This window comes from Aliiglaciecola sp. 2_MG-2023, from assembly GCF_030548145.1.
Taxonomy (GTDB): Bacteria; Pseudomonadota; Gammaproteobacteria; order Enterobacterales; family Alteromonadaceae; genus Aliiglaciecola; species Aliiglaciecola lipolytica_A.
This window is the reverse complement of the sequence record NZ_JAUORY010000013.1, coordinates 61,785-82,030: the sequence shown is the minus strand read 5'-3', so window position 1 is coordinate 82,030 and position 20,246 is coordinate 61,785. Positions and strand designations below refer to the sequence as shown.

Below are 20,246 nucleotides of genomic sequence, written 5' to 3'. Positions count from 1 at the left end.
ATGCAAACTATAACAACAAATAAAACCAGTACCCTTGTTCCAATGATCGTTGTTGGCATCTTATTTTTTATTTTTGGTTTCGTCACTTGGCTCAATGGCTCATTGATTCCATTTCTTCAATTAGTATGTGAATTAAATGAGTTTGAAGCTTTGTTCGTGACCTTTTCATTTTATATTGCGTACACAGTGATGGCCTTGCCGATGTCCATTATTCTTAAAAAAACCGGTTATCGAAACGGCATGGCGTTAGGGCTTGGGATCATGGCTGTTGGCGCACTGTTACATATACCAGCCGCTATTACTGCAAATTATGCTTTTTTCTTAGTCGCTTTGTTTGTGTTAGCTGCGGGGTTAACGATATTACAAACCGCATCTAACCCTTATATAGTTTATTTAGGACCTGTTGAAAGTGCAGCTATGCGCATTAGCATCATGGGACTGATAAACAAAAGTGCGGGTGTATTGGTGCCAATTCTGTTTACCTCTTTGATATTGTCTGACATGGGAGACTTTTCAGAACAAGCGCTTAGTGGATTGTCAGAGGTAGCCAAAGATCAGCGCCTAATGGAATTATCACATAACTTAATCGTGCCATATGTTTTAATGGCAATTGCACTCACAATATTAATCGCTCTGGTTAAATTTTCTTCATTGCCTGAAATTTCATCAAGCAATACTGAAACAGAAGAAAGCGTGAGTAAATCATCCATATTTCATTTCCCACACACAGTGTTGGGTGCAATTGCGTTATTTTTCTACGTAGGTGTAGAGGTGATTGCCGCAGATACGATTGGCCTCTATGGTTCCTCATTGGGTGTAAGCAACTTTGCTGCTTTAACCTCATTCACTATGGTCTTTATGGTATTCGGTTATTTAATCGGTGTTAGCTGTATTCCGCGCTTTATCTCCCAAGAGCGCGCTTTACTCGGCTCAGGGATTGCTGGCTGTTTGTGTATTTTGGGTATCGTCTTGTCTTCTACACAATCCACCAGTATTGCAGATGTATTGTGGGGATGGACAGGTATTCCGGTAATTCCTAACACTATTACGTTTGTGGCGTTAATGGGGCTGGCTCACGCGTTAGTGTGGCCATCTGTATGGCCTCTAGCATTAAAAGGACTCGGGAACTACTCGGCGCAAGGCTCAGCTCTACTGATTATGGGTATCTCTGGTGGTGCAATTTTACCTTTGTTATTTGGCAAAATCTCCCACGAAATAGGCGATCTACAGTCTGCTTACTGGATAGGTTTGCCATGTTATTTATATATTTTCTTTTACGCGATTCGTGGACACGCTATCCGCTCATGGAAGTAGCACGTTAAACCTTAACTATCATTAAAAAATAGGCTCAGTATGAAATGTAAAATAGGATTGCTCTCATTGTCGCTAATGCTTTTTGGCTGCAATGATCAACAACAGACAAATCAAACCATTGTGGTACCTGAAAAACCAAAAAATATCATTATGGTTGTGGGTGATGGCATGGGCCCCGCATATATTAGTGCGTATCGATATTTTCACGATGACCCCAATACAGCAGAAATTGAGCAAACAGTTTTTGACCGTACTTTGGTGGGAATGAGTAGTACGTATCCGGCTCCTATTTCCGGATACGTGACAGACTCTGCAGCCGGTGCAACAGCGTTGTCAGCTGGGGTGAAAACCTACAACGGTGCCATTGCTATGGATGTGAACAAGCAACCGGTAACCACGGTTTTAGAAGTATCCAAACGTTTGGGAAAGAAAACTGGAGTCGTCGTCACCAGCCAAATTAATCATGCCACTCCTGCCAGCTTTATGTCCCATAATGAAGCTCGCGGTAATTACGATGAAATAGCTGATAGTTACGTAGATAATTACCAAATGTATGATGTCGTACTCGGTGGTGGCTGGAAATTCTTTTTGCGTGATGATAGAGACTTAGTCAGCGAGTTTACGGAACTGGGTTATCAATATGTTGATGACTATGCAGCCCTAAACAATGTTGCAAAAGATAAACCGCTTTTGGGCTTGTTTGCTGATGTTGGCTTACCCTGGGCCTTAGATGACACTGATGCTAATCGTTTGAAAACCATGACATCGACAGCCTTGGAGCAGCTAGAAAATGATAACGGATTTTTTATGTTGATAGAAGCGAGTCAAGTTGATTGGGGTGGGCACAGCAATGATATAGCTGCTGCCATGGGTGAAATGCAAGATCTCGCCAATACATTAGAAATGCTTGAAGAGTATGTAGCTCAGCATCCTGATACCTTGGTGGTGGTAACTGCTGATCACAGTACTGGTGGTATGACATTAGGTGCTAATGGAAAGTATGAATGGAAACCTAAAGTTTTACGTACAATGAAGCATTCTCCAAGTTACATTGCTGAGCAGTTGTTACAAACTGATATTACTCAACAGTCAACTTCTGATTTGCTCAATTTTACTTTGACAGAATCTGAACTTGCCTTGTTAAAAAGCAGCAAAAACATCGGTGAAGATAATCAGCCGTTATCCAGCGAGGGTAATCCCTACGCAGATGTATCCGCTGATGCGGTTAAAAAAGCGCTTTACGTCAATATTAAACACATTATTGATGCAAGAACTCTCACCGGTTGGACGACAGGCGCTCATACAGCCGTAGATGTTCCAGTATTCGCGTTTGGTAGCCACAGTGAATCGTTTGTAGGGCTAAACAACAATACTGATATTGCGAATACGGTTTTTTCATTACTTGAACACAAATAATCTAGTGGAAAGGATACCTTTTGGTATCCTTTTTTATATTGAAAGGGCAGGGCGTGAGAGTAAACGCCCTTTTTACTGGCGAATTTAGGGTTTCTTTGTTTTAGAGCTCAGCTTCACTCACTCTCATCTAAGTTCAGAGCCAATACCTCACAATTGAGTTCTGCCAAAATGGATTCAGCAGTATTCCCCAGAAATGCAGCGGAAATGCCTTTACGTGCCACTGTGCCTAAAATCACTAGCTGCGCATCAATTTGCTTGACCACATTTGGAATCACTTTTTCTGGCAAGCCTGCAACAACATGTTTTTTTGCCATACTTATTTCATGTTCTTTTTCCATCCCATCGAGTTTTTCACTATGAAATTGGGCACTATTGGCGCTGAGCTTTTCAAAATTGATAGTAGGAAAGTCAATCGACGCACTCATGTTATGCACTAAATAGGCGCTAACAGTATGTATTTCACTGCCGCCTAATTTGGCAAAAAGTCTAGCGGCTTCTAGTATGTCTTTATTTAATGCTACATGATTATCGTCTTTGGCCAACACATCTACCGCTGCCAAAATCGGCGAGTTTGTCCAAGTCTGGTGTTTCACAAGCAATAGCGGCGCTTTGCAATATCGCAGCAAATGCCGATCTAATGGTAACGCAAAGGGATTAATGCTCATGGCATCTGCAGAAATACGTTTTATAACCAGATCAGGTTGAATTTTGTCTACGGCGTCTTCTATCCCTTCATAAACTTCGCGACACCATTCAACATGGGTGGTGCACTTTATGTTCTTTTTCTCGAGATCTTCAGCAATGCTATTCATATAGAGATAGCGATCTGCAAGATATTCTTTTTTCATTTCTTTACGGTGGTCACTAGATAGAATATCGGTCAATTCTAAAATAGGTTCATAAATGACATTGAGAAGATGAATGTGCACTTCATTGAGCTCTGCAAATTTCAAGGCTCGAAGCAATGCTTCATGCTGCTTGCGCTTACCACTGATCACAACTAGAATTTTTTGCGGGGTTTTCATAGTAATCTCCATTAATGAATCAAACTTATACATTCCGACCATACACCGATTACCCAAGCAAAACTTGATGTCGATCAAACTTGATGAATAAACAGTTTAGTTCAATATTTCAGAACTAAATTTTAATTTTTCTGTTCTGCTTCGTTTTTATTCAGCCGAAGGGCTGAGGGCTTCAAAACCATTGACTAAGTCAGAAAGCTCTTCATCAATTGCACTTTGTCTGAGTTTGTTAAATGTCTTTTGCATCTGCTCTTGTAACTCTTCGATATTTTTTTCAGCCCGCTGCATGGCGATTAACCGACTGGCATTTTCGCTCGCGAGTGACTCAATGCAACCTTTGAAAAGTGATGTGAAAATGTATTCTTTTATCAGCGTGCTAATGGTGAGCGTATTATTGACTAACAATTGTGGCAGACATTGATTAGGCCAAGGTAGAGAAACAAATTCGTGTTTCCACTTTTGGTCAATGGGTAATATTCGCTGAAAACAGGGGGCATAGTTAGGTTTATCTAGGGTACGATTGAAAAACAGATAGACCTCTTTGAGCTGATTGTTTTTTTGTTGGTGTTCAATTTCCAACAAAATTTCAGATACGAAAGAAGTAATACTTTCTATTGAATTAGGCAGTGAAAACTGTTTTCCAAGTGGTGCATTTACGCCTTCTAGCAAAGATTGAATTCGTTCACCGGCGGTCCAAATAACTTGCGCTGCGCCGAAGTCTTTCCGTTTTGAATTTAAAAAGTCTACTAAAATATCATTAAATTGCCCCACTAATCCTTGATCTGAGCCAATTACAATTATGCCTATTTGGGTTTTATGATCTGATGGTTTAGATACTTTATCTGTTGTTGGGTAGTCACTTTTGTCGGTATTTAGAAAATAAGCCACTAGTCCTAATTGCACAGTTCGATAATAATCATCAAGTGAAAGCACGGCGTTTTCATATTGGTTGATATTGGCGGCAGCCATAGCTTTCATTGTTCTAACAACTGATTTTAAATCAGTTGCACTTGCAATTTTACGTTGTAAATCGCTATTCGATTCACTCATATTAAGCTTCGCCAGTGACAGTGCTTTGGTCAATAGCAGAGTCAGTATTTGTATGGAAAGGTTCAAGCACCTCTTTAAACATTGCAAAGATAAGGTTTTGTTCATCTTTATTAAGGTCGTTGCTTAATTCTAAGTTGTTCAGAATATCCTGACTGAGGGTATTTATTCCTTTCACTACCGCATCTTGTGCCTCTTGGATATGTTCTAACGAAATGGTGTCAAAGAAATGATTTGTCAGGGCTAAGAGCACAACAATTTGTGCCGACACTGCTAGCGGTGACGATTCAGGTTGTTTAAGACAGGCACGAATGCGTTTTCCGTGCTCAATAGTCGCCAAACTATTTTCGTCTAGGCGTGCACCAAAACGGGCAAATGATTCCAACTCTTCAAATTGTGCATACTCTAATTTTAACGTACCTGAAACGGCTTTGAATCCAGCGCGTTGGGCTTTTCCGCCTACTCTGGAAACTGATTTTCCTACATCTACTGCCGGTAAAACCCCTAAATCAAATAATTTAGGAGATAAGTAAATTTGTCCGTCGGTGATTGAAATTAGGTTTGTGGGGATATAAGCCGACATATTTTGTTCTTCGGTTTCGATTATGGGTAAAGCGGTAAGAGAGCCGCCTCCATTTTCTTGATTTAAATGGGTAGAGCGTTCAAGTAATCTTGAGTGCAGATAAAAAATGTCGCCTGGAAATGCCTCTCTTCCTGGTGGTCTGCGTAGCAATAAAGACAACTCCCGATAGGAACGAGCATGTCGAGTTAAATCATCATAAACAATTAATACGTCTTTACCCGCATGCATGAAGTACTCGCCAATACTGGTTGCAGCATAGGGCGCGATATAATCTAAGCCTGGTGGATCATTACCCTCAGTGACCATTACAACCGTATAATCGAGGGCATTATGCTGTTTTAATGTGGCGATAGTTTTTGCAATCGAAGATGACTTTTGGGCGATTGCACAGTAGATACATATTACATTTTTGTCTTGCTGATTTAATATGGTATCAATGGCGATGGAGGTTTTTCCGGTTTGCCGATCGCCCATAATTAATTCCCTTTGCCCGCGTCCAACGGGGAGTAGGGCATCGAGTACCTTAATTCCGGTTTGTAATGGTTCTGTAACTGGTAAGCGTGACATGATCTCTGGTGCTGGACGCTCAATAGGTAAGCGTGGCGTTTGTGCAAGTTGACCTTTGCCATCTACGGCATGACCTAGAGGATTAATGACACGCCCCAATAGGTGTTCGCCCACTACAATGTCCATTACTCGGCCAGTTCGCTGAACTTGGTCACCCACTCTTAATTGACAATAGTCACCTAACAATACTACGCCAACCTCATTTTCATCTAGATTAAACGCAATGCCGAAGATATTATTTGGAAAAAGTACTAATTCCTCAAAGCCAACACCTGGTAGGCCAGTAACCGATGCGATACCTTGGGACACACTTTCAACAATGCCTATTTCCTGAAGCACAAAATTGATATTCGCATCACCATTGGATTGTTTTAGTTGTGCAAACAGTGAGTCATAGTTTTGCTTTAAACTAGGCTGAGGATCCGGCTTCATTTTGTCTCCGCACTTATTTAATTTCATCTGTGTTTGGGCTCTTACTGGCGTCAAACTTGGTCTCGTCATCTGCTAGGTCATCTGCTAAGTCAAGTGAACTTGTTTTAGGTATCTGATGATTTATATTCTCTTTTAATAGATTTAAATAATTGTGTGCACTCCAGGGTATTTTCCAACCATCAAAAATAACCTCTATGCCACAAATTAGCTCAGGGTTGAGTGTGTAAATAAATTTGATTGCTTCAGCGTTATCTTTCGAATAGGTTTTAATGAACCATTGCTGTAAGGCGTTTTTTTGCGCCGCGCTTAACGCAAAGGTACTGTGAATAGAAATGTGTAAATTTGAGTTAACAGCTTTATCTATTTCAGCGTGTTGTTTGCTGTCCATAATGGTGAGTTGTAGTAATAATTTGTCGAACATCAAATTTTGAACGTCACTATCAGCAAGATCCCGCAGTACTTTTCTACAGGTGGCATATACTTCCTGCATACTTTTTATTACAACTTCTTGTTGCAAACTTTGCATATCTTGCTCTATTCCTTGCAGCCTATTAGCAAGAATATCCGCGGCTTCTTGTTGTGCCAAGGCAAGTAATTTTTGTCGTTCGTCTTTGGCCTCTTGATTGGATTGACGAATAATCTCGCTGCGCTGTTTTTCTATTTGGCTTAGTTTTAATTGATACTCAGCTTGAAGTGCTTCTGCTTGCTGGTTTTTATCATTTGCGGCACTTAAAATCTGCGCAATTTTGGTTTCTCGTTTATTCAGACCGTTGATAATGGGGTGATATAAAAAGCGTTTTAATAACCACAATAATATTAAAAAATTGACGGTTTGAGCGATTACGGTAAACCAATCGATAGGCATTATTTAGTTCCCAACTTTATCTACAAAATAGTTCCAAAAGGGATTACTAAAAAGCACGATCATCGAAACTACAAAACAATAAATGGCCGTAGACTCAATCATGGCTAAGCCCACAAATAGCGTTCGAGTTATGGTTGATGACGCATCTGGTTGTTGTGCGAGTGCTTTTAATGCATTGGCTATCGCTGTCCCTTCAGCTAAAGAAGGGCCTAATACTCCGATGCCAATTGTTAGCCCCGCAGTGATGATCGAACAAATAGCAATTAGGGTGAGGTTATCCATTAGTTTTCTCCTGTGTCGAAACGGATATTGATGTAAATTTGGGGGTGCTTTGCTGATCCTGCGCAGTAGCTGCAGCGATATACACAGCTGCGAGAATAAAGAATATGTAGGCTTGTACCATTCCGGTTAATAGACCTAACAAAGACATAATAATGGGGAATACAAATGGGGAGATAATCAGCAAAATAGCGATAATCATGGCTCCGCTCATCATATTTCCAAATAAGCGTACCGACAACGCTAAGGTACGAGACAGCTCACCTATGATATTAAACGGCAGCATAAAGACATTAGGTTGAGCGTAAGACTGCAAATATTTTAATACTCCCTTTTGTTTTATTCCGTAATAGGGGACAGAAATAAACACACAGAACGACAATGCGATTGTGGTAGACAAAGAACCTGTTGGTGGCTCAAAGCGAGGAAATATAGTGAGTAAATTAGCTGTTGCAATAAACAAAAATAGGGTGCCTAGAAAGCCAATGTATTTAGCCGGCTTACGCAAACCTGCTTCGCTTATTTGCTGCAAAATAGTCACTACTAATACTTCTAAACCATTTTGCCAGCGAGTAGGCTGCAATTGATCATTCAATTTACGGGTAATCAGATACGCACTTAGTACTAAAATAGCCATTATCAACCAAGTGAAAACGATAGTGGCATTTAGCTTTAAAAAGCCAAACTGCCAAAAGATGATTTCATCGGGCGTAATATGCATGGTTGTGAACCTTCTCTGTTATTTCTTAATTACCAATAAGTGAAACCTTATGCTTCCCATTTAGTTGTTAAACTGGATTGGGTTTTGCACTAATTGACAACATTCTATTAGTTACGACTCGACCAATTAGAAAACCGATCAAGCATGAAATAAGTAGCCAAAATTGCTGATTTGAAATTAAATAGAAGGCAATTAAGCTCAACCCCATGCGCAAAATAAAACCACCGATAAACCAATAAACCGGTTGTGCTGATCGCAGTCCTTTTTGCACCGTAATCCATAAGCTATAGAAAAAGCTAATGCCTAAAACAACACCCGCAACCAACGCAAATAGCATATTTAATGGTTCGTTCATGGTTAGTCTTCCTCGTCTGTTGAGTTGTTATCATTCTGGTTGTGAATCGCTTGATGCTCTTTGGTGACCCAGCCCCATGCAGTGAAGCAACCAATAGCTAAGCCGGCCAATAATAACGCTAAAGTCCAAGAGCGTTGTCCATCGTAATTTTTGTCTATCCAAATGCCTAAACTGACACCCAAAAAAGTCGGTACCGCCACTGACCAACCTATGACTCCCATCATGCCTAACCCAAACCATACACCGGGATTTTTGTGGCGTTTCGCTTTTAGTTTTAATTGCGCTTTTGTTTCTACTTGCTTCACCAAAGAATGCGTTGTGTGTTTTTCGGGTTGTGACTTGCCATTTTTGCTAGACATTAGGCATCAATCTCTAGACATTGATGAAAACTGCTTTAAAAAAGTCGTTTCTAATTTGGCTAACACACTGCGCAATTCCAATTGTTGTTGATCTAACTTTAGAAATTCTTGCTCGACAGTTTCGTGCAACTGCTCTAAAGAACTACCAATTACGGCTCTGCGTACAGAGATCAGCAACTGCTTTCCTGTTTTAACCAGCATACCTTCATCAATCGCAATATAAGCATACTCATTAGCAGATACCTGATAGGTTAAAATACCAGGCACCACAGGTGTCACGCAGTCCAGTCGATTGGGTAAAATCCCAAAACTACCTTCGGGGGTTTCGACTACAACACTGATGACATCCTTTATTTCCAAAAATATTTGATGGGGAAGTAAAATTTTAACTTGCATGTTGGTTGTCCTGTTGGCCTGCCTCTGCACTATCACTTTTTGATTTCAAGGCTTCACTAACGTCACCAATCATGTATAACGCACTTTCAGGATAGTCATCAAAATCACCCCGCAGAATTTGCTCACATCCGCTTAGGGCACTTTCCAAACTAACAAATTTTCCTGGCATGCCAGTGAATTGTTCCGTAGTGAAAAAAGGCTGTGTAAAGAAGCGCTCCAAACGACGGGCACGAGTAACTATTTTACGGTCTTTATTAGAAAGCTGCTCTAATCCAAGCATCGCGATAATGTCTTTTAATTCATCATATTGAGCGAGTATTTGTCTGACTTGTTGAGCTAATTTGTAATGCCGCTCACCGACGATATTTGCTGTTGCTAAACTTGAACTGGATTGCAGCGGGTCGATGGATGGATATAGGCCTTCACTGGCACGTTTTCGGGAAAGTACCAATGTTGCCGAAAGGTGTGAAAAAGTATGGGTTGCGGCAGGATCGGTGAAGTCATCGGCAGGCACATACACCGCTTGTATCGATGTTATCGCACCATTTTGCGTGTTCGCTATGCGCTCTTCCAAACCGGATAACTCGGTACCCAATGTTGGCTGATAACCCATCCTCGAAGGCATTTGTCCCATCAGGCCAGATACCTCAGAGCCGGCCTGAATAAACCGAAAAATATTGTCAATTAATAGCAAAACATCTTTGTGTTCATCGTCACGAAAATATTCCGCCATAGTGAGGGCGGCATGACCAATTCGAAAGCGGCTACCGGGCGGCTCGTTCATTTGTCCGAATAGCATAACCATATTATCCAGCACGCCAGCCTGCTTCATTTCCCGATAAAGCTCTTCACCTTCACGGCAACGCTCGCCAATACCACAAAAGATACTCACTCCTTTTTGATGGCTGACCATGTTGTGGATCATTTCTGTTAAAAGTACCGTTTTACCCACACCAGCACCGCCAAATAAACCCGCCTTGCCACCACGTTCGAGTGGGCATAAAACATCGACAATTTTTATTCCGGTCTCGAAAATTTGTAATTGACTGGATAATTTAGATAACGGCGGGGGATTTTGATGCACACTGCGACGTTCACAGTTTTGGTCAAAATCTTTGCCGTCAATAGGGCTGCCGAACACGTTAAACATACGCGATATGATTTGTTTGCCGATAGGCACGGTAAGAGGCTGGCCAGAGTCTTCAGCTTGCATACCTCTAGCTAAACCCTGAGTAGGGGTCAATGCAATGGTACGTACTTTATTATTAGGTAATTGGGTAAGCACTTCTAACGCGATAGTGCGATTTTTAGCATAGATAATATTATGAATAGCAGGCGGTTTGTGTTCGAACTTAATTTCGACAATGCTACCGCGCACGGCACTGACTACACCGACTTGACTAGGTGCGTGTTGCCCATCTTCTATTAATGAATCAGAGGATTCTATACTCGACATTTACGATGCACCTTAGTTGACATGATCATTATAAATTTCATTGCTGCTTGCGAATTGATCTCGATCAAACTCACAAATGATAATGGTTTATAAATTAAGTAAAGGTTATCGCTAATTTATTTATATTTATTGGGTTTTAAGAGTTAGACGTATCTTCTAGCTTAGCAACCCCAAAACTTATACCTAACGAGATGGCGCTTTGCAGGGTTAGGTCGTCCACTGAAACCCCTTTGGTTTGATTTGCGACTTGTTCTAAAGGGACGCTGGTTAATTGGTTATTTTGTTGTACAACAACCCGTCCGAATTGTTTTTCAGTAACCAGTTTTGCTGCAAAGGTACCCACGTTTGTAGCAAAAATACGGTCATTTGCTGTGGGCGAACCGCCGCGCTGAATATGTCCTAAAGAGGTTGCTCTTACTTCAATACTTAAGCGTTTTTCCAGCTGACTTTTAAGTACATTTGAAATACCGCCTAAACGTATCGGATCTGGGCTGTCAGAAATCGTTTGTTGCACGGCCATAGATCCATTTTCAGGTTTTGAGCCCTCTGCAATCACAATAATAGAATAGTGCTGATCACTGGCTCTTAATTCGCATGCTGAGACGATTTCATCCAGATTATAAGGAAATTCTGGAATCAGAATGACATCTGCTCCCCCTGCAACGCCTGCATGTAGCGCAATCCATCCGGCGTAACGTCCCATGGTTTCAAGGATCATAATTCGTTTGTGTGAATGGCCGGTGGTACGCAATCTATCAATTGCTTCGGTTACAATTGATACCGCCGTTTCAAAACCAAATGTGCGTTCGGTGCACATCAAGTCGTTATCAATTGTTTTCGGAACCCCAACAATATTCATACCTAGTTTTGTTAGTTCATAGGCAATTGACATAGTGCCATCACCGCCAATCATCACTATGGCATCAAGACCGAGCTCTTGATAATAAGACTGCACATCTTGTGAGCAGTCTTTACCTTGGTAATCAAAAGGATTTGCCTTATTACTGGTACCTAAAATGGTACCGCCTAAGGGTAAGATCCCACTGCAGTCAGCATAACTTAATTGACGTACTTTACGTTTTAGTAGGCCATCAAAACCATCTTCGATACCTATAATTTCGGCATTGTTGTTTAACATTAACGATTTTGCTACAGCGCGTATTGCTGCATTTAAACCCTGACAATCACCACCGCCAGTCAGAATGCCTATCCGCATTTTTTAAACTTCCTACGTATTCTAATAATTGATATTGGTCATCTATTTATATCGGGGAGTATCACCCAACGACTTTACCACTGTCTGGTGATTGCGCTATTAGTAATAACCCTTACTTTGTATATCAAAATAGCAGAAGAAGAGGCGAGTTTGTTCCATCTCGCAAAGCAAATATGCGGGTATGTCGTCAGTTAATCTCTCATTTTAAACCGACTATAACCACTTTCGTTTTTTGAAAAATAGCAACATGCCACAAACCATGCTTAAAATAATTAACCAAACTACCAGGTAACCGTAGGGTGACAATAATTCAGGCATACTCAGAGGGCCGGCGCTGGGATTGAAATTCATGCCATAAATACCCACCACAAAAGTAGGTGGTATAAATAGCGTGGCAATGATGGTCAATACCCGCATGACTTCATTTAATTTCAAACTAACTAAACTCATGTACAGCTCCATCAAACCATTTGTCATTTCATGGTAGGTTTCGATTAATTCAAGTAACGAAATACTATGGTCGTAACAATCCCTTAAAAAAACTTTAGTTTTTGCGCTTATTAGGCTTTGCGTGTCGTCTCTGATGAGTTGGTTAAGCAGCTCTCGTTGTGGCCAAATTTGCCTTCTTAGTAAAACCACATCGCGGCGTAATTGATGAATTTTCTGTAAGATTTCTTTATCGTGATTTTTTAATAATAGCTCTTCTGTTGAATCAATCAGCTGCGCATAAGTTTCCAGTACCGGAAAGCACCAATCAACCACGGAATCAATTAAACTGTAAAACAAGTAGTCAGCTTTATGGGTTCGCATCTTGCCGCTAGCAAGGTTTAATCTGGTTTTGACGCCAGAGAACGGGTTGAATTGACCACTGCAAAAAGAAACCACAGTGCCCTTCATTAAAAATAAGCTAACTTGTTGCAGATAAATATTCGATTCGCTTTGCACAGGTAGCGAAAAAATAGAGAAAATTTGACCATCGTGGGTTTCTATTTTAGGCCGTTCGGCTCGGTTGGCAACGTCCTCAATATATAACTCGTGTATTCCAAAATTCGTTGCCAAATGACTCAATAATGCTTTGTCAGGATTACCCTGAACGTGCACCCAAGTGATATTGTCTTTATTGACGTATTCCATGCATTGTTCGACCGTAATACCACTTTGTTCAACCACTTGATGTTCATTGTAGTTAAACAAAGTAATGTTAACCGCCCCATCAACAGATGCATCAATAAGCCCTGGTTGCGCCCCTGGCTGACCATATTGTTTGCGGAATAGTTTCATAATTGTCCTTATATGATGGCTTAGATAACACCACTAACTCTAGGCTATATTTCGTTGCTAATTTAGCACTACAGGAAAAGATGTAACATCATCATTAAACTAGAAACAGATTTAATTAACCACATAATTGGTCGTTCACCCCGAATACTCGTGAAGCAATACAGACATTTTAATTATCGACGCAGCAAGCACCATTTTAAAGGGGAGGGCTGTTTTCCCTCCTTTGTTGGGGGGAACCTTTATTTGCGATATGTTTTGAGGATGGAGTAATAATTTGATACTAATAACTGTAAAAGTTATTCAACAGAGGTCGGTATGTGTTCGAAAGCACTACATGGTTCTTCAACTATCAAATTCATGTTAACGCTAGTTAAGTGTTTATACTCTTGCCAACCAATTATCAAATTCACGCTGTAATACTGACAATTTTTGAGATGATATGCGTTCCATATCGCTGATGTTGACAACATTGCATCCGTTAATATTCTCTTCCTGCAATAAGCGAGATAGTGTTTTATGATACTTATCCATCAAAAATGCTACGAACGCCCAGCTTGTAGCATACATTTCGGTTCTTTGAGTGTCCCAGTGGTGCTGATTTGCATTAAATAAGGTTACCAGTGGAATAGCGCCAAATTTACGGATATGAGTTACCCAATGGTTATACAAAGGGTTATCAGTGTGACTTGTTTCGGCATATTCAGCGATCCCCTCATTTAGCCATCTATTCATGTGTCCAAACCAATGACGATTAATCGAGTGCATTGCTTCATGGACCGCTGTATTAACACTCTGGTCATCATTATTCATCATAACAACTGACTCATTTATACTGCTTGCGTAAAATCCGATTGCTGACTTAACAGAGGGGGCTATACGTTTCTGATAAGTGCTGTAATTATTTACATCTGTGAATAATCTAAAATTGATGGTTATCGGCTTTACTAATTGTTTTGGAGTGATCTGAGCAAATAATGCTTTGTTTGCCATAACCCGCGATTCAATTTTATGTTGGAGACTAAATGGCGGGTGAGTGCCAGTGTAGTTAATAGATAGTTCTTCGGGGCGAATTGTTCCTATCACTGAAACCGGAGTGGCACTGTCAATCTTACGTGGCTTATCGCTAAGGTGGCGAGTGCCGCTATCATCTATCCATGTGTATATTTGCTTGCTCGCAGATTTAGGCCGCTTATCAGAGCATACTGCGTCGCTGGCAGATAACTCAGTATGATTAATTAAATTGGCATTTGCAGTTTTTTTACTGGCTTGTTTAGAACTAACACGTGGTTCTACATTTTGTTGTTTTTTAGAGTTTTCGAAAGTTAAATTTTGCTGGGAAATGCGTTCGTTTTTGTGGTCAATCAACCCATCGATATAAGATATGGGGTGTGAAAACCATTCTGGCAAAGGAAAGCGATCTCTACCGATATAAAGCACAACAATAGAGTTAACAACGATAAGCGATAAAGCTACTCCAAGCTTTAATACACGCTTTATGTTTACGAACATAAATGTCCTTATAAAATGCCTATAATTCAAAGAAATATTTTAAATTTAAATGTATATCAGCAGATTTTAAAATGATTAACTAGACTCTAAATAGAGCCAAGTTATCTAGAATAATACGTAATTTAAGCTTAATTAACGGTTTTGTTTTATCTGTATCAAGATGCTTAGACACTAAGATTAGTGAGTGAAGTTTTAGAGGTGTCCATTACTAGCAAGTCGCTAATTCCTCAGGTTTCCATACAAACAGATAAACTGGTGATAATCATTGGCAAATTCGTCATTCGTCTTCTTACTTTAATTGAAAAATTATTGCCATTTAAATAATAGAGAATCATACGGTTTTTCTGAATGTTATTGATAAGAGGTCATCTCAAATAACATGGTGGACATTGTTTGAAAAGGTAATAAATATTGCAGCACTTAAGGCATATAGAAGTATTCAAATATCCAATATTTAGTTAGACCCGATTATCTAAATTGATCTTAAGTACAGGGATCATATTTAGTTAATAAATTCCCATTGTTGCCATACAAGGAGCGATAAATACTCAATACACTCTGCCTTGCATTTTCTTCTTCAGCAATTTTAACGGTTCTAATTTGATGTTTCCTGTATTCGATTGCGGCTCTATTAATGAGGGGGAATGTTAAGGGCTTGAATTTTTCAGTGTATAGTCCTTTCACTAGACCAACGAATAGGTCAACATCATTTTCCATCTCGGCTTTAATAATTGCGTAACCTAGGGTTCCCATGTCAGCAATTATATAATAATGCTCTCTCATCTTTTTATATGGTGTCATCTTAGGAGAGTTAGCATTAGTGGCAATTAACTTATTTAAATTGTCTATTACCTGTTCTGCATTTTCTTTATATTGTTTGACTAATTCCAAGACGTTGTTGCTGTTAATGCTTGTAGAATGATCAGCATAATTAAACTGCATGTCTCGGGACAAACTTTTTGCGTAGAGTCCATAATAAATATTACAAACTGGGTTTGAATTCGCATTATTGGCGTAAAAAAGCGTTACTAATAAGAATAAACAACTAAAAAAGCGGTTGAGCGTTAGTATATTTACCATTGGATCCTTCCTTGCGCTTAAATCGTGTTAGGGTAATTTAATTCTGCCATTAAGTATTTTATTGGTCAATATTTGAACAGTGTGTTTTAGGGGGGCGACTTTTTTATTGGCATTTAGCGCATATTTTAACGGGTTAGTTGAAGACGAATTGATTGTTAAAGTTATTTATTTGAAATTTGTGAAAGAGTCTCCTAATTTAATGTAATACATTTGCCTTAAATGGAATTAAAATGTCAAATAATGACTTAGGTACACTCGCTTCCTCAAAACGTGAACTCACTTTCATCCGGTACCTCGCGGCGTTAGGCGCTATTGTTGGTGGAAATATTGGATATGAATTTTATTTAGGTAGTGGCGACACACTTCCAATCTTAGCGGGGGTGTTAATTGGCGCAATAGCAGGCGCACTGTGCGCAAAAGCGCTGAGCATCGCCATTCAAATCGCTTTAATGGCACTCATTGTTTTATATTACGCAAATCGAATTTTCAATATCTGGGCTTTGATAACCTCATAACCCATATATCTGTGGGGTCACCAATAAGTCAGCCGTTGAAATATATCCAGTGGATTTACATCCTGAGTTGGCTGTTCTGCATAGAGAAGTTTATAGCGGTAGATACACTAATTTGTACCCCTAAATGTCCCCCTAAAAATCAAACTATCAACGGTCACTAGCGAACCTTATCCAATCAAAAACGCATAAAAAAACCCTGTTAATCACCGTTTTTAGTGGCTTTGGCAGGGTTTTTGTCGTTCGTCGAACGTAAATTTGGTGGAGCTGGCGGGACTTGAACCCGCGTCCAGAAAGCTTCAACCGTCGGTACTACATGCTTATTTTGTCTTTTATTTAACTATTTTGGACTCCGACAAACAGGATTCCTAGTAGCTGTTCCGATACTATTTCGCGGTTCAACCTCGGACAAGTTTCCCTCGCTATTCTATTAGTATGACCTTCCAAACCTTCACGAATAGAAGACGGCTGAAGTGGAAGGGCCTATACAGGTTATTAAGCTGCTAGTGCGTAGTTTTCGTCGTTTGCGACTATTTTTTTGCGGCTGTTTAAAGAGGCAAACCGCACCTCTGCATGCACCTAAGGCATCCCGATTCCTGTCGAATCCAAAATCAGCCCCGATGTAGTACTTTTTCAAGTAGCAGATAGGATAACACATCCTTCTCTAAAACAATATGTGGGGACAATAAATTTTACTTCAAGTGCTTGGGTTTTAATCGTTTTTTTATAGTTTGCGTTTTTGAGTATTATTTTTGTTCAATTGCTCTGAATAAAACACGGCGGATTAGACCTTATTTAATCTCAATGGGGCTGGCATTAGCATTTTGACAACCTAGGGCATAGAGATGATAAGATTTTGCGAGTGAGTTATATGTAAGCTTTAAATCATATTTTTAAGATATCTAAACATTGGGTGGTTGCTGAATTACGGCTATTTTTGTTTTGATAGCATAATCAGTAGTTTTTTCCATCATAAGAAGGGTGTATGTCTTCAGATATATTTGCAGAATTTTCGTTACCTTGCGGTAAAACATTAAAAAACCGTTTGGTCAAAGGGGCAATGGAAGAAAACCTAGCCAATGCCAAACAATTACCCGATGAAACCTTGTTCAATTTGTATCAAAAGTGGGCGCAGGGCGGAGTAGGCTTAATTATTACTGGTAACGTAATGGTTGATCATATGGCCATGACTGGTCCTGGAGGCATGGCATTAGAACAAGATACCGATTTAGTACCCTTTCAAACATTGGCGCAAAAAGCCAAACAAAATAATACACAGGTGTGGATGCAAATTAATCATCCTGGACGACAGGTATTTAAGAAAATGGGCGGTAAAGTGCTGTCAGCATCTGATGTGGCACTGGATCTTGGTAAACACTCTAAACTGTTTAGCCAACCTAGAGCAATGTCGGAAGAGGAAATTGAAGACGTTATTCAACGATTTAAACGCACCGCATTATTGGCAGAAAAAGCGGGGTTTGACGGCGTTGAGGTGCATGCCGCGCATGGTTATTTACTGGCTCAATTTTTATCGCCTTTAGTGAATAAACGTAGCGATCGCTGGGGAGGAAGTTTAGAAAATCGAGCTCGCTTACTATTGGAAATTGTTAGCCAAATAAGGGCTGCTTGTGCTGCCGATTTTGCTGTTGCAGTAAAGTTAAACTCTGCTGATTTTCAACGTGGAGGTTTTGATGTCGAGGATGCCTTAGCGGTAGTTAAAATGCTTGAATCATTAAACGTCGATGTAATTGAGCTTTCAGGTGGTAGCTACGAAGCTCCTGCCATGCAAGGGCGTACAGCGGATGATCGAACACTTGCAAGAGAAGCGTATTTTCTTGAGTTTGCAAGTCAAATTGCCCAACAAAGCCAGATACCAATTATGACTACTGGTGGCATCAAACGTTTACCGGTGGCCCAAAAAGTACTCGACTCTGGTGTTGATTTAGTAGGAATGGCCACTGCGCTTGCCTACAATCCTGATTTACCTAATCATTGGCAACAGGTGCCTGGAATGGTCAGCATGACACCGAAGGTTGAATGGAAAAATAAAACCTTAAGTGGAATGGCAAATATGGCCCTTGTAAAACGCCAATTGCGTCGCATTGGCACGGGAAAACCTGCAAAAATTGATGCTTCAGCCATATATACATTAATCTTGGAGCAAATTTTGTCTGCTAAGTTAACCAAGCGTTATCGTCGTAATGTGAAACTTGGTGCTGAATAGTATTTTTGTATTTTGCATAAAAGAACCTAACCAACAGGGTTTGATTAGGCTCATTGCCTGATAATTGTAATCAGGCGCTATGTTTCATCATGCGTTCTTTTTGACGTGCCCAATCACGATCTTTAACCGTATCCCGTTTGTCATGGGCGTCTTTACCTTTGGCTAAGTGTATTTCTACTTTCACCCAGCATTGTTTCCAGTACATTGCCGTAGCAATAATCGAATAACCTTGGCGTTCGCGCGCGCCCATTAGCCGGTCAATTTCGCGGCGGTGAATAAGCAGTTTTTTTTGTCGATCAGGATCACACACAACATGGCTTGAGGCTTGGTTTAAAGGCGTGATTTTACACCCTTGTAAGTAGGCTTCGCCGTTGTGAATGTTCACAAAACTATCTGTTAAGTTAACTTTGCCTGCACGAATGCCTTTTACTTCCCAGCCTTGTAATTCTATACCTGCTTCGATTTTATCTTGCAGGTGATAATCATGACGGGCTTTTTTGTTTAAAGCTATCGTGTTGCTTTGATTTGATTTAGCGTTCTTTTTCTTCATAGTGGCGAATTATATCAGGACCAATTAATTTGTCTGTAGAAGAGTTAAAAAATAGTTGTATTTACATGGATGAACTATGAAATATGATATTTCGTGGTAAACTTCAACGAGAAATTGCAAGGTTACATAGAGGAAAATGAATGGCAAGTGTTCATCGCAGTGCGCTAGTAGCATTTAGTGCCGAATCGATGTTTGATTTAGTCAATGACGTAGCTTCTTATCCTGAATTTTTGCCTGGCTGCGCACAAACTAAAGTACTAGAACATAACAAAGATTCGATGAAAGCGGCTGTGCTCATTGCCAAAGCGGGTGTTAAACAATGGTTTACTACGCTAAATGCGTTAGATAGAGGCAAAACCATTGAAATGAATTTAGTTGAAGGGCCTTTCTCGCATTTAAGTGGTGGCTGGTCTTTTACTGCATTAGCTGATGATGCCTGTAAAATTGAATTGAAACTGGATTTTGCGTTCTCCAGTCGATTGGCTGAAATGGCCTTTGGAAAAGTGTTTAACACAGTCGCAACTAATATGGTGAATGCCTTTACCGCCAGAGCGAAAGAGGTATACCTATGACCGACTCGCAAATCACTGTTGAAGTAGTGTACGGCTTGCCTAAAGAACAGGCGCTTATCAGTGTAACAATAGAGAAGGGCAAGACAGCAGAAGAAGCAATTCAAGCATCTGGTATATTACGTCGTTTTCCTGAGATAGATTTATCGGTGTTGAAAATAGGTAATTGGAATCGGACATGTAAACTTACCGACATACCTAATGACGGCGATAGAATAGAGATATATCGTCCGCTAATTGCTGACCCTAAAGAAGTACGTCGAATACGCGCTGAAAAGGCCAAAGTAGAAGGGCGGGCAGATAAAGTCACAGGTGGCCGAGTAAAGTCGTAAATTAGCAGGTGCTTTAGGTAAATAGAACGTTTTTTTTGCATATGTTTAGTTAGATTGACCTTAATCCCTTGCACTGAAGTTGCGCTCAAGCACGTCATTCATGGCTAAACGCCCATGGGCCCACTATCGTTCGGTAATAGTGGAAATCATAACTAATT

The 20,246-nt window shown here is 40.2% G+C and carries 21 protein-coding genes and 1 other RNA gene; 6 read left to right on the top strand and 16 right to left on the bottom strand.

The features are described from left to right. Both Q4567_RS14010 and Q4567_RS14005 read left to right on the top strand, forming a co-directional pair. Entirely contained in the window at nucleotides 1-1,314 is a 1,314-nt protein-coding gene (locus Q4567_RS14010; protein ID WP_252729110.1) for a sugar MFS transporter, read from the top strand. A 75-nt stretch (nucleotides 1,315-1,389) separates the two neighbouring features. After that, complete coding sequence (locus Q4567_RS14005) at nucleotides 1,390-2,730, top strand: alkaline phosphatase (protein WP_252729185.1); 1,341 nt, start codon at nucleotides 1,390-1,392, stop codon at nucleotides 2,728-2,730. Between the two features lie 113 nt (nucleotides 2,731-2,843). On the opposite strand, the gene uspE is transcribed toward Q4567_RS14005, so the two are convergent. From uspE to Q4567_RS13935, 14 genes are all read right to left on the bottom strand, one after another. Then, entirely contained in the window at nucleotides 2,844-3,755 is a 912-nt protein-coding gene (gene uspE, locus Q4567_RS14000; RefSeq protein WP_216048492.1) for a universal stress protein UspE, read from the bottom strand. A 147-nt stretch (nucleotides 3,756-3,902) separates the two neighbouring features. Further along, nucleotides 3,903-4,805 carry a F0F1 ATP synthase subunit gamma gene (locus Q4567_RS13995; RefSeq protein WP_303500804.1) on the bottom strand — a complete coding sequence of 301 codons (903 nt, stop codon included), beginning with the start codon at nucleotides 4,803-4,805 and terminating at the stop codon, nucleotides 3,903-3,905. Nucleotide 4,806: 1 nt separating this feature from the next. Further along, entirely contained in the window at nucleotides 4,807-6,384 is a 1,578-nt protein-coding gene (locus tag Q4567_RS13990; protein WP_303500820.1) for an alternate F1F0 ATPase, F1 subunit alpha, read from the bottom strand. Nucleotides 6,385-6,397: 13 nt separating this feature from the next. Next, nucleotides 6,398-7,249, bottom strand: a complete 852-nt coding sequence (locus Q4567_RS13985; protein ID WP_303500803.1) for a F0F1 ATP synthase subunit delta — start codon at nucleotides 7,247-7,249, stop codon at nucleotides 6,398-6,400. A gap of 3 nt (nucleotides 7,250-7,252) precedes the next feature. Continuing rightward, complete coding sequence (locus Q4567_RS13980) at nucleotides 7,253-7,531, bottom strand: F0F1 ATP synthase subunit C (protein WP_216048495.1); 279 nt, start codon at nucleotides 7,529-7,531, stop codon at nucleotides 7,253-7,255. After that, nucleotides 7,524-8,249, bottom strand: coding sequence for a F0F1 ATP synthase subunit A (locus Q4567_RS13975; protein ID WP_216048496.1), 726 nt, complete (start codon nucleotides 8,247-8,249; stop codon nucleotides 7,524-7,526). Before Q4567_RS13975 ends, Q4567_RS13980 begins: the two co-directional genes overlap by 8 nt. A 67-nt stretch (nucleotides 8,250-8,316) precedes the next feature. After that, nucleotides 8,317-8,604: an ATP synthase subunit I gene (locus Q4567_RS13970; RefSeq protein WP_216048497.1), complete on the bottom strand. Its 288-nt coding sequence runs from the start codon at nucleotides 8,602-8,604 to the stop codon at nucleotides 8,317-8,319. Nucleotides 8,605-8,606: 2 nt separating this feature from the next. After that, nucleotides 8,607-8,963 (bottom strand): AtpZ/AtpI family protein, encoded by a 357-nt coding sequence (locus Q4567_RS13965; protein ID WP_303500802.1) that lies wholly within the window; start codon nucleotides 8,961-8,963, stop codon nucleotides 8,607-8,609. Between the two features lie 6 nt (nucleotides 8,964-8,969). Then, nucleotides 8,970-9,359, bottom strand: a complete 390-nt coding sequence (locus Q4567_RS13960) for a F0F1 ATP synthase subunit epsilon (protein WP_216048499.1) — start codon at nucleotides 9,357-9,359, stop codon at nucleotides 8,970-8,972. After that, nucleotides 9,349-10,815, bottom strand: a complete 1,467-nt coding sequence (gene atpD / locus Q4567_RS13955) for a F0F1 ATP synthase subunit beta (RefSeq protein ID WP_303500801.1) — start codon at nucleotides 10,813-10,815, stop codon at nucleotides 9,349-9,351. The genes Q4567_RS13960 and atpD overlap by 11 nt, the downstream gene beginning before the upstream one ends. A 136-nt stretch (nucleotides 10,816-10,951) precedes the next feature. After that, nucleotides 10,952-12,031, bottom strand: a complete 1,080-nt coding sequence (locus tag Q4567_RS13950) for a 6-phosphofructokinase (RefSeq protein WP_216048501.1) — start codon at nucleotides 12,029-12,031, stop codon at nucleotides 10,952-10,954. Nucleotides 12,032-12,244: 213 nt separating this feature from the next. After that, on the bottom strand, nucleotides 12,245-13,312 hold the full coding sequence (corA, locus tag Q4567_RS13945) for a magnesium/cobalt transporter CorA (RefSeq protein ID WP_216048502.1): 1,068 nt from the start codon (nucleotides 13,310-13,312) through the stop codon (nucleotides 12,245-12,247). A 378-nt stretch (nucleotides 13,313-13,690) separates the two neighbouring features. After that, complete coding sequence (locus Q4567_RS13940; protein ID WP_303500800.1) at nucleotides 13,691-14,821, bottom strand: hypothetical protein; 1,131 nt, start codon at nucleotides 14,819-14,821, stop codon at nucleotides 13,691-13,693. A gap of 483 nt (nucleotides 14,822-15,304) precedes the next feature. Then, a complete protein-coding gene (locus Q4567_RS13935) occupies nucleotides 15,305-15,901 on the bottom strand; it encodes a hypothetical protein (RefSeq protein WP_303500799.1) in 597 nt (198 codons plus the stop codon). Nucleotides 15,902-16,131: 230 nt separating this feature from the next. On the opposite strand from Q4567_RS13935, the gene Q4567_RS13930 reads away from it, so the two are divergent. Next, nucleotides 16,132-16,416 (top strand): hypothetical protein, encoded by a 285-nt coding sequence (locus tag Q4567_RS13930; protein ID WP_216048504.1) that lies wholly within the window; start codon nucleotides 16,132-16,134, stop codon nucleotides 16,414-16,416. 256 nt (nucleotides 16,417-16,672) lie between these two features. Here Q4567_RS13930 and ssrA read toward each other — a convergent pair. Next, nucleotides 16,673-17,032: a transfer-messenger RNA gene (gene ssrA, locus Q4567_RS13925) on the bottom strand. A 366-nt stretch (nucleotides 17,033-17,398) separates the two neighbouring features. Between ssrA and Q4567_RS13920 the strand changes: the two genes are divergently transcribed. Then, complete coding sequence (locus Q4567_RS13920; RefSeq protein WP_303500798.1) at nucleotides 17,399-18,637, top strand: NADH:flavin oxidoreductase/NADH oxidase family protein; 1,239 nt, start codon at nucleotides 17,399-17,401, stop codon at nucleotides 18,635-18,637. Nucleotides 18,638-18,707: 70 nt separating this feature from the next. Here the strand turns inward: Q4567_RS13920 and smpB are convergent, their stop codons facing one another. After that, complete coding sequence (smpB, locus tag Q4567_RS13915) at nucleotides 18,708-19,187, bottom strand: SsrA-binding protein SmpB (protein WP_216048506.1); 480 nt, start codon at nucleotides 19,185-19,187, stop codon at nucleotides 18,708-18,710. 140 nt (nucleotides 19,188-19,327) lie between these two features. On the opposite strand from smpB, the gene Q4567_RS13910 reads away from it, so the two are divergent. Then, complete coding sequence (locus Q4567_RS13910; RefSeq protein WP_216048507.1) at nucleotides 19,328-19,759, top strand: type II toxin-antitoxin system RatA family toxin; 432 nt, start codon at nucleotides 19,328-19,330, stop codon at nucleotides 19,757-19,759. After that, nucleotides 19,756-20,088 (top strand): RnfH family protein, encoded by a 333-nt coding sequence (locus Q4567_RS13905; protein ID WP_216048508.1) that lies wholly within the window; start codon nucleotides 19,756-19,758, stop codon nucleotides 20,086-20,088. The genes Q4567_RS13910 and Q4567_RS13905 overlap by 4 nt, the downstream gene beginning before the upstream one ends. Nucleotides 20,089-20,246 lie beyond the last annotated feature (158 nt).